Annotated in this window: 13 protein-coding genes; 7 read left to right on the top strand and 6 right to left on the bottom strand. The window is 29.1% G+C overall.

Annotation, left to right across the window (positions count from 1 at the left end; translation table 11 throughout):
• Positions 1 to 205: 205 nt before the first annotated feature.
• Complete coding sequence (locus KGF45_RS13345; protein WP_227839182.1) at positions 206 to 2,095, top strand: sigma 54-interacting transcriptional regulator; 1,890 nt, start codon at positions 206 to 208, stop codon at positions 2,093 to 2,095.
• A 286-nt stretch (positions 2,096 to 2,381) separates the two neighbouring features.
• On the opposite strand, the gene KGF45_RS13340 is transcribed toward KGF45_RS13345, so the two are convergent.
• Genes KGF45_RS13340 through KGF45_RS13325 form a run of 4 tightly spaced genes read right to left on the bottom strand, consistent with a single transcriptional unit; the run spans position 2,382 to position 6,700 of the window.
• Entirely contained in the window at positions 2,382 to 3,080 is a 699-nt protein-coding gene (locus KGF45_RS13340; protein WP_227839183.1) for an RraA family protein, read from the bottom strand.
• A 33-nt stretch (positions 3,081 to 3,113) separates the two neighbouring features.
• Positions 3,114 to 4,097, bottom strand: coding sequence for a hydroxyacid dehydrogenase (locus KGF45_RS13335; RefSeq protein ID WP_227828750.1), 984 nt, complete (start codon positions 4,095 to 4,097; stop codon positions 3,114 to 3,116).
• Between the two features lie 14 nt (positions 4,098 to 4,111).
• Positions 4,112 to 5,251, bottom strand: a complete 1,140-nt coding sequence (locus KGF45_RS13330) for an amidohydrolase family protein (RefSeq protein ID WP_227839185.1) — start codon at positions 5,249 to 5,251, stop codon at positions 4,112 to 4,114.
• Between the two features lie 36 nt (positions 5,252 to 5,287).
• The gene (locus KGF45_RS13325; protein ID WP_227839186.1) at positions 5,288 to 6,700 is read right to left on the bottom strand and encodes a DASS family sodium-coupled anion symporter; all 1,413 of its coding nucleotides are present in this window, start codon (positions 6,698 to 6,700) and stop codon (positions 5,288 to 5,290) included.
• A gap of 549 nt (positions 6,701 to 7,249) precedes the next feature.
• Between KGF45_RS13325 and KGF45_RS13320 the strand changes: the two genes are divergently transcribed.
• Complete coding sequence (locus KGF45_RS13320; RefSeq protein WP_227839187.1) at positions 7,250 to 7,429, top strand: hypothetical protein; 180 nt, start codon at positions 7,250 to 7,252, stop codon at positions 7,427 to 7,429.
• A gap of 179 nt (positions 7,430 to 7,608) precedes the next feature.
• Here the strand turns inward: KGF45_RS13320 and KGF45_RS13315 are convergent, their stop codons facing one another.
• Both KGF45_RS13315 and KGF45_RS13310 read right to left on the bottom strand, forming a co-directional pair.
• Positions 7,609 to 8,286: a Crp/Fnr family transcriptional regulator gene (locus tag KGF45_RS13315; RefSeq protein WP_227842721.1), complete on the bottom strand. Its 678-nt coding sequence runs from the start codon at positions 8,284 to 8,286 to the stop codon at positions 7,609 to 7,611.
• A 330-nt stretch (positions 8,287 to 8,616) separates the two neighbouring features.
• A complete protein-coding gene (locus tag KGF45_RS13310) occupies positions 8,617 to 9,990 on the bottom strand; it encodes an MATE family efflux transporter (RefSeq protein WP_227842720.1) in 1,374 nt (457 codons plus the stop codon).
• A 124-nt stretch (positions 9,991 to 10,114) separates the two neighbouring features.
• Between KGF45_RS13310 and KGF45_RS13305 the strand changes: the two genes are divergently transcribed.
• The 5 genes from KGF45_RS13305 (at position 10,115) to KGF45_RS13285 (ending at position 14,347) form a co-directional block, all read left to right on the top strand.
• Positions 10,115 to 10,651 carry a PadR family transcriptional regulator gene (locus KGF45_RS13305; protein WP_227828744.1) on the top strand — a complete coding sequence of 179 codons (537 nt, stop codon included), beginning with the start codon at positions 10,115 to 10,117 and terminating at the stop codon, positions 10,649 to 10,651.
• Between the two features lie 2 nt (positions 10,652 to 10,653).
• Complete coding sequence (locus tag KGF45_RS13300; protein WP_227842719.1) at positions 10,654 to 11,544, top strand: radical SAM protein; 891 nt, start codon at positions 10,654 to 10,656, stop codon at positions 11,542 to 11,544.
• 259 nt (positions 11,545 to 11,803) lie between these two features.
• Complete coding sequence (locus KGF45_RS13295; RefSeq protein WP_227828742.1) at positions 11,804 to 12,259, top strand: GNAT family N-acetyltransferase; 456 nt, start codon at positions 11,804 to 11,806, stop codon at positions 12,257 to 12,259.
• A 247-nt stretch (positions 12,260 to 12,506) separates the two neighbouring features.
• The gene (locus tag KGF45_RS13290) at positions 12,507 to 13,289 is read left to right on the top strand and encodes a helix-turn-helix domain-containing protein (RefSeq protein WP_227842718.1); all 783 of its coding nucleotides are present in this window, start codon (positions 12,507 to 12,509) and stop codon (positions 13,287 to 13,289) included.
• Between the two features lie 449 nt (positions 13,290 to 13,738).
• Positions 13,739 to 14,347, top strand: a complete 609-nt coding sequence (locus KGF45_RS13285; RefSeq protein ID WP_227828740.1) for a class I SAM-dependent methyltransferase — start codon at positions 13,739 to 13,741, stop codon at positions 14,345 to 14,347.
• Positions 14,348 to 14,820 lie beyond the last annotated feature (473 nt).

Here is a 14,820-nt window from a genome sequence, read left to right as displayed (position 1 = left end):
TTTTTTTACATAGCAATTATCATATAGATTAGGGGTTCTTAGGAACTCCTTTTCTGTTTTTTGTATAAAAAAGGAGATGATTCAAATTTTTATTTTGAGACATCCCCTTTTATCATGGTAAAATGAGAGTACAAGGTATTAATACAATACATATATAAAATAAAAAATAGATTAAAAATAGATTAATAAAAGGAGATTTGATGATATGAAAAACGAGATAGTAGTTATTGCTCCTTCTAAGTTATTTTCAGATACTGTATATGAAGTGCTTGAAGAACTACATATAAAAATTCCATCATACATTGCTACAGGTAAAGAAACTATAGAACTAGCAGATAACCTAATTAACTTAGGCACTAAAGTAATAATTACTCGTGGGCAAAATGTTGATTTATTGCGTAAGCATGTTTCAATTCCTATAGTAGATATTGGATATAAATATGAAGACATATTTTATTCGTACAAAAAAGCACTTAAATATTCCTCAAAAATAGGATTTATAGGTTTAGAATTATCATATAAAACGGCTAAGCGATTCAAAGAAATCTCCAATTTTGACTTAGAAATACCCAAGTTAAATTCTCTTTATGAGTTTGAAGATACAATAAAAGAATTAATTGATAATGGTACTGAAATTTTCATAGGTGGAAAAACAACAAAAGAAATCACCTCTAAATACAATAAGCCCTGTATAGAGACTGAAGTTGAAAAGTCTTCTATTCATGCATCTATTAATGAAGCAATTCATCTATATAACATAGGAATTGAAAAGAGAATAAATAACTCTATTACAGAAGAAATTCTAGAATGTACCCATAGTGGTATAATTGCAATTGATAAAAATCACTCACCACTTTTTATAAATAATCAAGCAAAAAGGCTACTATTTAACCAAGTTGATAAATTTATAAAAGATTATTTAACTTCTGGTGATATTTCGGATTCATTGAAAAATGGGCATTCTTTATGTAACAATATAATTAATTTTAAAGGGTCTTCTCTCACATTTGATTGTTTTCCAATTATAATTGATAGTTTGCATTTTGGATGTGTTGCAACTATACAAGATATCGAAAATATTCAATCAACAGAAAAAGAAATAAGAGAGAGTTTAATTTCAAAGTCTCATTGTGCAAAAAGCAATTTTAACGATATATTAGGTTCAAGTGATGCATTAATGCACTCAGTAAATATGGCTAAGAAATTTGCTAAATCTGATTCTACAATAATAATAACTGGCGAATCTGGTACTGGAAAAGAAATATTTGCTCAAAGTATACATAATTATAGCAATAGATTTAATGGACCTTTTGTGGCTATAAACTGTGCAGCTATACCTGAAAATATACTTGAAAGTGAACTATTCGGATATGTAAAGGGAGCTTTTACAGGTGCTAGAAATGAAGGGAAAGCAGGTGTCTTTGAATTGGCACATAATGGGACTATATTTTTAGACGAAATTGGAGAAATTTCTAAAGATGTCCAAGTCAAACTGCTTCGAGTATTGCAGGAGAGGGAAGTTACTAGAATAGGTGATACTAAAGTTGTACCTATTAATGTAAGAGTTATAACAGCTACCAATAAAAACTTAGTGGAGCAGATTGATAATAATAATTTTAGAGAAGATTTATTTTACAGACTTTGTGTGTTGAAGCTAGATTTACCTCCTCTTAGAGAGCGAAAAGAAGATATCGAACAACTGACATATGCTATTATATCTCATTATAACAAACCAGTGTCAATATCTGATTCTGCACTTAAAATTTTAAGTAGATATGACTTTCCTGGTAATATAAGACAATTAAAAAATATAGTAGAAAGACTAGTAGTTATGTGTGATGATAATTTTATAGATGAATACTTAGTTTCTGAAATTTTAACTTCTGAGCCACATTTTCGAAAGGATATAAATTCAACATCCACAATAGATTATTCTCCTACTTTGGCAGATAATAAAATTGTAGATTATGAAAAAAAATTAATTCTTGAAACATTAGAGAAAAATAATGGAGTAAAATCTGTTACTGCAAGTCAGCTAGGTATCAGTACTACTACTCTTTGGCGTAAACTTAAAAAGTATCAACTTTCAAATTAAATATATGATAAATAAAATATTTATTAAATAAAATGTTTGTTGAATAAAATCTTCATTAAATAAAATGTTCATTGAATAAAATGTTCATTGAATAAAATAAAAAATGGGGCTGTCTCAAAATAGAGATAAGCTTCTTTTTCATTGTTGAAATGATGAAAATATAATTGATTTCATACAAAAAAGAGTGCCTCATGAACTAAAAAGTTCATTTTGAGACACATCCATTTTTATTTTAATATTTATATGTATAAATATTTTATAGACATAGAGTAGAAGTCATCTATTACTAAACTCTGTAAACATCATCTATAATTTGTACACCTTTTTTTTCTAATGTTTCTTTTACCCATTCTCTATTTGCAGTTCCTTCAGAAGCTTTTACTACTTTAGCATGGTCTTGTTGAGCATTTGCTTCTGCTTTATCAATAAGGTCTGCTGCATCATTTTTAGGGATTACGATTACACCATCTTGGTCTCCTAATATTATATCTCCTGGATTAACAGCAATTCCTCCTATAGATATAGGTACATTCACTTCTCCAGGACCTTCTTTATATGGACCACCTGGAGTAGTTCCTGTAGCATATATTGGACAACTAGACTTTGATATAACATCAATATCTCTTATTGGACCATCTATTACAATTCCTGCTACCTTTTTGAAATCTGCAAGATATTTGTACATGATTTCTCCCATGATAGCTTGTGTTCTATCTCCATTATTAGATAGTATTATTATATCTCCTTCTTGAGCTATATTAAGAGCTTGATGAAGCATTAAATTATCTCCTGGTCTTGATTTTACTGTTAATGCAACTCCACACATTCTGTTTTTTGGTGAAGACATTAACTTTATTTCTGAACTTAATGCACTTGACCTATACATACAGTCTCCTACATTAGCTGCTGGTAATACACTAAATCTTTTTACAAGTTCTTTATCTGGTAAATCTCTTTTTAAATATACTCTATTTCCTATTGTCATTTTAAGTTCCTCCTAATAAGTGTTTGTTGTTTACTAATCATTGTATATAGTTGCATTGTCCCAATCTATTGATTTTACTGGCCAAGTAGGATTTTTACCTTCAAATACCTCATTAATTCCAATTGCAGAGTGTAAAGAGGCTCTATTAGTAGCTTCTTTAGTTGCTGCTCCTATATGAGGAGATACCACAACATTATCTAAATATAATATAGGGTTTTTAGAATCTACTGGTTCTTGTTGTAATACATCCAAGCCAGCACCTGCTATAATATTATCTCTACATGCTTCATATAAAGCTTGTTCATCTACAACACTTCCTCTTGCTGCATTTATAAAAAATGCTGTTTCCTTCATCATACTAAACTGTTCTTTTCCTATAAAATGTTTAGTGACAGAAGTTGTTGGACAGTGAACAGAAACAAAATCACTTTCTTTATATATTTTGCTTATATCTCTAGTTACTTCTACACCTTGTGGGAAGTCTTTAGATGATTTATATGGGTCATATGCAACTACTTTCATATTGAATCCATCCATACACATCTTAGCAACTCTTGAACCTATGTTTCCACATCCAATAATTCCTACAGTTTTTCCATCAAGCTCACATTTAGGAGTTCTTAGCTTAGCTTTATAATAGTCATCTATAAAACTTTTTCTTACTCTTGTATAATTTCTAGAGCAATATAACATATACATTAGTGTTACCTCTGCAACAGAAGTACTATTTGCTACTGGACAATACAATACTTGAACACCAAATTCTTTTGCTGCCTCCAAATCTACAGTATCAAATCCTGCACCATGACGTACTATTACTTTTAAGTTATCAGCAGCTTCAAATACCTCTCTCGTTATTTTAGATAACCTAACTATAATTGCATCAATACCTTTTATATCATTTATTATATCTTTAGTCTCCATGCCTGAACCAGTTATTAGTTCATGTCCTCTACTTTCTAAGTAATCTCTTCCTTCTTGCATTATTTCTTGTGGTAATAATATTTTCCAACCCATTTTTTTCCTCCTAATTAATTTTCATATATGTAATCTGGGGCACAATATACTATAAATCCATTTTTAATTGTCATTTCTGTTTTTAATAATTTATCTGCCTCGAATTTACTACCTTTCCAATCTGTATAAGTTTGTTTAACATCCATAATGTCAAATATTGCTACATCTGCATTTGAACCCTCTGATAAACATCCTATTTGATTTTCCATTTTCATAAGTTTAGCTGGATTTTGTGTTGTCATTTTTACAACATCATATAGACTTATTCCCATACACATGTATCTAGACATAAGATTTGGTAGAGAGAATATAGGTCTTCTAAACATGCTTTCTAGTACCAAATCTGTACTACAAATATCAGCTATAAATCCTTGCTCTTTTGCTTTTAACATGACCTCAAAGTCACCATGTTTTCTACCTTCTCCTGTATCAAATATGATTCCTCTTTCCCTTGCTTTCTTTACACATTCATATAAATTGCCATTTGAGTCGAGGATAGTGTTTTGAACACCTTGATATACATGTTCAAATATGTCTCCTGGTCTTAATATATTTAATACTTCCTCTGTAGGAACTGGTAAATTTGTACAATGTACCTCAACAGGACATCCTATTTTTTCAGCTATTTTAATAGTTTCTTTTAATGGCTCTATTCCTAGACCTTCTACTAAATTTTCACTTAATCTTATTTTTAGACCTAATATATTGTCTTTATTTTCATTGTATATTCGTTCTATTTTTTCATGATTAAAATACCTTGGGTCAATGCATTCATGATAGCTAGTAGTTACTAATCCTGCTGAACAAACTTGCAAGAAACTTTTTATATTTACTTTACTTCTAGCCACAATTGAAGACTTAAAGAGTTGGTAGTTTGCTACCCCTGCTGAACAATCAATTGCACTAGTAACACCAGTTGGAAGATAGGTGCTATCTGGATATATACCAATTTCAGTTCCATCTGCAAACATATGAGCATGTGCATCAATCAACCCTGGAAAAACAAATTTACCTCTTGCATCTATTGTGTGTTTTGCATTATCGCCATGTTTATATTCAGTTATTTTTCCATTGTATATAGCAATTGTTTTATTCCCATTTACATTATTTTTAGGGTCTACTACATGTCCATTTACAATAAGTAAATCTAGCATAATTATTCATCTCCAATATATAAATTTAATGTGTACTTACCATAATCCAATTATTTTCCAGTAAGGTAAGCCTATTACTAAGAATATTGCTAATGCAACCATTACCATGATAGTACCTACTTTCCAGAAATCTTTTTGAGATACATATCCTGATGCAAAGGCTATAAGACCAGCTCCATTTCCATAATGAGTCAATAAAGCTCCATAACTTGCAAAGAATGCTAGTAATAATGTAACTACCATCGGATTTGCTTTAGTAGATAAAACTATTGCAAATAGTACAGGATAAAAAGATGCTACAAATGCACTATTTGATACAAAGAAGTATCTAACTGCCAAACTCACTAACAATAGTACTATTGTAACTAATAATCCATTTACATCTGATAGATTAAGTACTGTACCTAATTTATCAGCCAGCCAATTGTAAAAACCTGCATCAGCTAACGAACCAGCAATACCATAAAAGGCACCATACCATATAAATACATTCCATGCTCCTTTAGCTCCAATAACATCGTCCCAATCTAAAATACCTGCTATAAGAACTAATGCTAAGAACACAAATCCTACTACTTGCATATTTAAGTTTACAAAAGGTATTTTTTCACCAAACATCCATCCAAGAATTGCAAGAATAAAGAATACAACTAGTATCTTTTCATGTTTTGTAATAGCACCTAATGAATCTAAATCTTTTCTTATCTGTGGCTTAATATCTGTTAAGTGAGTTAAACCTGGCTTATATATTTTATAGACTATAAGTGGTGCTACTAGTAAGAATAAACCTGCTGGTACAACTGATGCCATAAACCAAGTTCCCCAAGTTAAGTTAACACCTAACATACTTGCTGCCAAAGAAACTGTTATCGCATTAGTTGCCATACCTGTCAAAAATAATGCTGCTGTACCTTGAGAGACTACATATGTTAATACTGTTAAATATGCACCCAATTTTTTAGGCTCATCATCAGGCTTAGAACCTGCACCTTCTGCGATATTTCTAAATATAGGATATATAATAGTTGTTCTAGAGGCATTTGACCCTGTAGCAGGACTAAGTATTAAATCACTTATCATCATTAAGTATCCAAGTCCTAGAGTAGAATCTCCTGCTCTTAGTAAAAGGTTGTATGCCATACGTTTTCCTAGTCCTGTCTTTACAAATGCTGTACAGACAATAGTTACAACAACTAAAAACCAAGTCATTTTATCCGAATATCCATGAAGTAGTATTGACTCATCCATAAACATAAGGGCTACACCTACAATGATTAAGGTAATTATTGGCTCTTTAAATGGTTTAATAACAAGACCTGCTAGTAAACCTAGATATAAAGCAACAATATCCCAAGTTTCTTTCTTTAATCCTTGTGGTGCAGGTAAGCTCCATACAATTATTGGTATAGCTGCAACAAGTAAGAATTTCATCAACTGTTTTTTATTCATTTTCTTCTCCTTATTTAATTTTAGATTTATGTTAAATTATAAAAGCACAAAATATGCCAACTTTTTAGATTAATAATATTTTATTTGTTTTTTTATGTGATTTATTGTAATTTAACTGTTAATCAAATTGATTTAATACAATTTTATGAAAATATTTTTTGTAATTTAATAAAATAATATTATATTTCTTTATATTACATTTCAAATAGAAATATAAGATTTCAATTTGAAATGTAATGTTTTATATTGAAATGTAGTGTTTGAATTGTTAATGCAACAATGAAAAATATATATTCTCATATTCTTGATGAAATAGATAAAAAAGTTTCAGGTAAAATCGCAGGTAAGTTACACTAATCATAAGAGTAAGCTTTTCAAAAAAATTCAAATTTATTTCATATTAGTAATAGAAGTAAAACTAAGCTATTTTATTAGCAAATAAAAATTCAAACTAAATTTATCCGTATTTATAAAAACAGAAGGTAATTATATGAAAAATAAAATTAAATTAATGAAGAATTGATATAATAAAAAAGAGGTGCTTACATTATGAATAAAAGTAGAAATTTTAAAGAAGAAATTGAAGAAAGAGCTAAAAAGGAAGAAGCTAGAAGAAAAGACTCTGGATTTATAATAATGCTAAAGAAGAATGGTTTTAAATTAGAGGATACATTAACCAAATTTAAATATTCTACATTAACTGAGAATGAAATAAAAGAAGTTTATTAGAATAATAAATAAAAAGTGTTAGATAAATAGTCAATGTTTTTTATTTATTATATTAAATAGGAACATTAGATGTATTTAAATAAAAAAATGAATCTAATAAAATATTAAGCTATAATGTATGATATTCAATTTTTGTATAAAAAGGGAGATGATTTAAATTTTTATTTTGAGTCATCCCCTTATAATGTTAAAGAACGAAGTCTATCTTTATCCAACACTTTTATACCACCACGAGATAGAGATACAAGACCTTCACTAGCAAAATATTTCAACATTCTCGACACAACTTCTCTCGCACTTCCCATATACTTAGCAATTTGTTCATGAGTCATATTTACAGTAGTATTACTTTGCTTAGTTATTTCATCAACTAAAAAAGATGCCAAACGCTTATCAAAACTCATAAAAAGGATTTGTTGCATTGCCCACATAACATCAGAAAAACGTTCAGTGGCTAGTTTATACGAGAACAATTCTGCATGAATATTTTCTGTAGATAATTTTGAGAAAACAGAAGAACTAATTTGTATAATATCACAATCTGTCTCAGCATCTACATAGACATCAAAAGTTATTGTATTTAGAATACATGATGCTGATAATATACATACATCACCACTATCAAGACGGAAAAGTGTCACCTCACGCCCTTCATCTGAAAGTATGTATGTGCGTATTGTTCCAGACTTTATAATCAAAACACCAACACAATCACTATCACCACTATGAATGGAGCTTCCTTTTTCAAAGTGGGATATATTGGCTGAAGAGATTAATAAGCTTTTTTGAGAGTCAGTGAGTTTATCCCAAAAAGATAAACTTTGTGTAAGTATATCAATATCGTTTTGTGAAAGCATATAATGTCTCCCTTCCTAAAATAATTATAATCCCATGATACAAGTGAATAGATAAAATAACAAGTAGTTTGAGAAAAAGGATTATTTAACCACATATTAATAGTATGATTTGTGTGAAAAATATATGTTAATATATATTATTGCCTGTTGGCAAGTAGATTAAGCAATATAAATAGATAAATTAATTTATAAGTGCTAATAGAGTTAATTAAGCCTACAAAATACATGAAATAATTTTATATCTTTTCTGATAGTCGATTTGTATAAGTAATATACATGAAGCTTCTTTGATAGTCGATTTATATAACTGACACATACTTTAAATTCGATTTATTCTTTAGAAGAAATGGAATTTATTTTTAAAATATGAAGCTCTTTATGTAGTCTTATCGCCATAAAACCTGCAACTATGGCAGCTATAAAATCAGCTATTGGTTGTGCATATAAAATACCATTTAATCCCCAAAATATAGGAATAATCAAGATTATAGGAATAAAACATATCCCTTGTCTACACATGCCTAAAAATCCACCTTCCTTTGCTTTTCCTAGTGAAAGGAATAATGTAGAATACACTGTATAAAAACCAAATAACATAAATGAAAATCCATTTGCCCTAAGAGCCTTACTACCATTTTCAATCAATAACACGTCACCACTTGTAAATTGTGAAATTATAGCTGTTGGGAAAAACACCATTACAAGACCAAGTACTACACAAAATATAGTAGTCCATTCTATAGATGTTTTTATTGCTTTGTGTAATCTATCATAGTTCTTTGAACCAAAATTATAACCAGCAATTGGTTGGAATCCTTTTATAAACCCAAATACGATAAGACTACCTAAAGACATTATTCTTGTTACTGCACCCATTCCAGCTATTACAGAATCACCATATTTTGTAGCTTCCATATTAGTTAATGTAATAGCGAGACTAGTCAATAACTGAAATATTAAGGTAGGTACACCAATCTTTAATATTTCTGACATGATTTCATTTGAAAAACAACATTCTTTAATTCTAAAACTAAACATGCTTTTCTTGCTAAAAATGTATCCTATATAAACAAGTGTTGAAACCATCTGAGAAAGAGCAGTTGCAATTGAAGCGCCTTTTACACCCATTCCAAAAGTATAAATGAATATTGGGTCTAAAATCATATTAAGCAATGCACCTAATAACATAGCGCACATAGTTGTTTTAGCAGCTCCTTCACTTGTGACAATATTAGTCATAGTGACATTAAACACATTAAAAATAGATGATACGACATATATACTGGCATAAGACATTGCATAAGGCATAATACTTTTTGTAGCTCCTAATAATTTTAAAACAGGATTGAGAAGAATCATAATGACAATAATAAATAATATACCGACTATTATACTACTGTAAATAGCTGTACTAGCAACTTTACCTGCTTTTTCCTTATCTCCATGACCTAGGAGTCTGGCAATGTAGGAAGCTGCTCCATTTCCAAATAATAATCCTAATCCCACAATAATCTGACCTAGTGGAAATGCAACAGATATAGCACCCATTTGACTTGTTCCAAGGCCACCCACAAAGTATGCATCTACTAAATTGTACAATGCAGTTATCATCATACCTATCATAGTAGGTAATCCCATAGATAACAATGCTTTCGGTATTGGGGCAGACCCTAATAATTCAATTTTTTTGTTGCTTTCTTTCATGCTAAACACTCCCTTTCTATTGACATTAGCTCTAAAATATAATACTATAATTTATAGTAATACAGAAAATGCTACTATAATTTATAGTATTTGTCAATAGAGAGAAAACGAGAGGAGAATTTTTATGGCAACAATAGATTTAATTGTACTTGGGATAGTAAAGCAACAGCCTCAGAGTGCTTATGATATACAGAAAGTGGTGGAATATAGAAATATATCACGTTGGGTTAAAATCAGTACACCATCAATTTATAAGAAGGTAATTCAGTTAGAAGAAAAAGGTTATATTCAAAGTACAGTTGTAAGAGAGGGGAGAATGCCAGAAAAGGCAATTTACTCTTTAACAGAATTAGGTGAAAAGCATTTTTTAGATTTAATGTTTGATACAGCTTCAAAGCCAGTAAATATTTTTCTGGATTTCAATGCTGTAATAGTAAATTTATACAGTCTTACACCAGAAAAGCAAAAACTGTGCTTAAGTAGTATTGAAGAAAACATACAAGTATTAAAGTCGTATATTGAGGAAAATATAAATACAAAATCGAATGTACCAGAAACAGGGAAGGCTATTCTAGACCAGCAATTGGTCTTAACTCAAACGTTAGAAACATGGGTGAATTCCTTAAAGAATATTATAGATGCTGATAGTAAAAGAGGTTAATAATGATTAAAAGTATACCAGCAAAACAAATTTTACAGAAAGTTAAATTTGATAACTCAAGATGGTTTGGGATTGATTATAATATGAATCTCTACCGTGGTTGTCCTCATGGTTGTATTTATTGTGACAGTCGTAGCACAGTATACAACATAGAAAATTTTGACCAAGTGAGATATAAGGAAAATGTGATAGAAACTCTAAAAAAGGAGTTACATTCAAAGCGAAAAAAAGGAGTTGTCGGTATTGGAGCCATGTCTGATACATACAATCCTTTTGAAAAAGACCTTTGCATTACTCAACAAGCATTGAATTTAATTTCAGAAAATCATTTTGGAGTATCTATTGATACAAAAAGTAGTTTGGTAGTTAGAGATATACTAATTTTGAAAGAAATAACAAGAAATAATTCTGCCATTGTCAAAGTGACTATAACCACTGCAAATGACGAATTAGCAAAGAAAATAGAACCTAATGTGAGTCTAAGTTCTGAACGATTTGAAGCAGTAAAACAGCTTAATGATGCTGGAATATTTTGTGGGATATTATTGACACCTTTGATACCATTTTTGACTGACAATGAGAATGAGATAAGAGCAATTGTTGAAAAAGCACATAAGGCTAATGCAAAGTTTATCTATTGTATGTATGGAATGACAATGCGTAATGGTCAAAGAGAGTTTTTTTATAAGCATTTAAAGAATATATCGCAAAAACTAGTATTTCAGTATCAAAAGACATATGGACTAAATTATGTGTGTCCTAGCTTGAATGGAAAGAGATGTGAACAAGTACTAAAAAAAGAATGTGGTCGTTATGGTATTTTGACAGAGATGAAAGACATTATAGAAGTCTATAAGAAATCAGATACATATACACAATTAAAGTTTTTTTAACCTATAAGTTGTAATTACTCTTCCTCACAATAGGAGGTGAAGGAGGATTTAAGTCGAAGCAATAGGTTATTTTTTTCTTGATTCTTCTAAAAATGTATTCTATTATCAATTTAGTATTAAAAACTAAAAAGGAGTAAATACAATAAAACCAGATAGTAATACTAGATAGTAATAATCATTCAGTGTTCTAATTGTATTATCATTTAGTTATGTGTATCAAAAACATAAAAGAAATATATGCTGAAAAGAGGAGATATATATGATAGAAATAAAAACTATAGATAAAAATAAAAAAGGTCATATTGACCTTTTGTTGGTGGCTGACCCATATGAGGTAATGATTGATAAGTATCTTGATGAAGGCACTATGTATGCTTTGTATGATAATGATGAACTCACTTGTATAGCAGTTGTAAATGAAATTTCTAAAGAAACATGTGAATTAAAAAATATTGCTACATATGAACATTTTCAAAATATGGGCTATGCATCAAAGGTGATAAATCATATTTTAGATGTTTATAGTGAAAAGTATCCATCAATGATTGTGGGTACAGCTGAAAGTGGAATCCCGTTTTATGAGAAATTTGGATTTGTTTATTCACATAAGGTTAAAAACTTTTTTATAGATAATTATCCAGAGCCAATTTTTGAAGGGGAATCTCAATGTGTGGATATGCTGTATTTAGAACATAAATCAAAAGCCTATTGTTAATCAAATGTTTGTACACTTAATAAAATCATATTTTGATAAATATTACTTCCAAAATAGAAAGGAAAGGATTTAGATTTCCATTGATGCTATAATACAAAAAGAGAAGCAAAAATTATTATAAAATCATGTTTTAGCAACAAATTACATGAGTGCAACTTGAAGTTGACAATGTGCATTTCTTAAAATATAGAATTTAACATAATAGTTTGATAATATTTGGATATCAAATCACAGGAGGTAATAATATATGAATTTTGGTGAAAAATTATTTAAGTTGAGAAAAGAAAAAGGGCTATCACAGGAAGCAATTGCAGAACAAATCGGAACAACAAGACAGGCGGTTAGTAAGTGGGAAAACAATCAAGGATTTCCTGAAACAGAAAAACTTTTACTACTATCTAATATCTTTGAAGTATCAATTGATTTTTTATTAAAAGATGAGAAATCAATAAAAGGAACAAATGAAAAGGGATATTATGTAAGCAAGGAAGTGGCAAGAGGTTATCTTATCAATGAGAAAAGAGAATGTAAATATTTGGGTTTATGTTTTTTGTTTTGGGCATTAGCAGGTATTCCTTATGTAATGCTTCCAACTCATACAAGTTGGCATATTTTAGGAATAGCAGTGTGTGTTGTTTTAGGTATTGGTGTTGTTATACTTGGGATGTTTACAGAACAAGAAGATTATGAAATCTTGAGAAAAGAGCCATTGTTATTTGATTATGAGTTTTTGAAAGAATTATCAAAGGAATATATTTCAATCAAGAAAAAATACAAGTTAGTTGCTATTCCAAGTACATTTTTGTTTGTGGTTGGTATTCTTATTATTGCGGTAACAGCTAGAGGGTACATTGAATGGACAGAATATCATTCACTTGTATTTTTGGGATTGGCAGTTGGTATTTTTGGTTTCGTACAATCTATTGGGATTATGGATGCATATGAGCTGTTGGTAAAAAACGAACAGTATTGTGACCGATTTATCTTTAAAGTAAAGAGACAATTAAAGAATAAAATTGATAGGTTCTAAAAATAAATTTTTAAAGGTAGGAACTAGTTAGGGCAAAATATTAATTGTGAAATTTACAGAGACAAGATAAAAGGTCACAGATAAAACAGAAAAATGCGTGATAAGTATGAGTAATTATTATGATACTTTATTTTATGATTGTTTTATAAAAGTTAGAAGAGAGAAAAAATATAAAAAGGTCAAATTGACCAAATAAATATAATATATATAGCATAACTTAAGAATAATATGAATAATGGAACTTAAACGTAATACGCATAATATAACTTAATCATAATACGCATAATATAACTTAATCATAATACACATAGTATAAATTGAATATTAATATAACTATAGAGAACTTAATATAGTTATATTAAATATTTAAAGTGAATGAATATCATTCATTGACATAAAGAACTACCCGTGATATACTGTGAACAATATAAGAAAGGAGGAGTTTAGATATGACAGATATAAAAGAAAAATCAAGAAAAACATTTAATAATCAAGCGGATACCTATGACCAAGACATAAAGGGGCAACATGCAAGAAAGCTTTATCCAGTCTTACTTAAAACACTTTCAGATATTTCATATGATACTATTTTAGATTTAGGGTGTGGAACAGGAGCAGTATTACAAGCTATTTTAAATGAAGATTGTAGGAAAAAGGCTTATGGAATTGATATTTCTGAGAATATGTTAGATATAGCAAAAAATAAATTAAAAGAGAATGCTACCTTAGTTTTAGGAGATTCAGAGTATTTGCCATTTGAAAATGAATTTTTTGATGTTGTATATTGTAATGATTCTTTTCATCATTATCCTAAACCCGATAAGGTATTGTCAGAGGTTTGTAGGGTATTAAAGCCAAAAGGAACCCTGATAATTTGTGACTGTTGGCAACCATTTTTATTTAGACATATAATGAATGTTTTCATAAAGTACAGCAAAGATGGAGATGTAAAAATGTACTCAGAAAAAGAAATATGTAAATTGTTATCTGTAGATTTTAGAAATATTACATGGAAGAAAGTGAATCATACTTCATATATTGTAACTGCTAAAAAATAGAAACTAATATAAAAAGACAAATAAAAATAAAGAAAAAGGCAGAAAAAGATAAAAATACAAAGCAAAAAAATAAAACTAAAAACATAAAGAGAAAGCGAAATATAAACATAAAAAATATTACATATAATACTCTATCCTGTTGTAAATTTTTAACTCAAAACTTCTTTAAATCTCAAGTATTTTTTTAAATTATCTATTGAATGAAATTCATTCATAAAAGGATGTATATAGATACAAAACTAGATTTTATTACAGGGAAAACTGTGAAGATAGTATTTTCTTGACTTTATTCAGATATTTAAAAATCTGCTTCAAAGAAATAACAAAGTTGTTTTGTCCAATTTGATTTGATACTATTAGCTTGCAAACCAATCAGATTTGATAGAAAATAAAATTATAATTACATTATGCACGATATTTTTTATTGGCTAAGTGATTGAAATAATAACTAAAAAGGTAATAGTAGCTTATCT

The organism is Clostridioides sp. ZZV14-6154 (assembly GCF_020657785.1).
GTDB lineage: Bacteria > Bacillota > Clostridia > Peptostreptococcales > Peptostreptococcaceae > Clostridioides.
The sequence above is the reverse complement of the archived record's forward strand: the minus strand, read 5'-3'. Positions and strand labels throughout refer to the sequence as shown.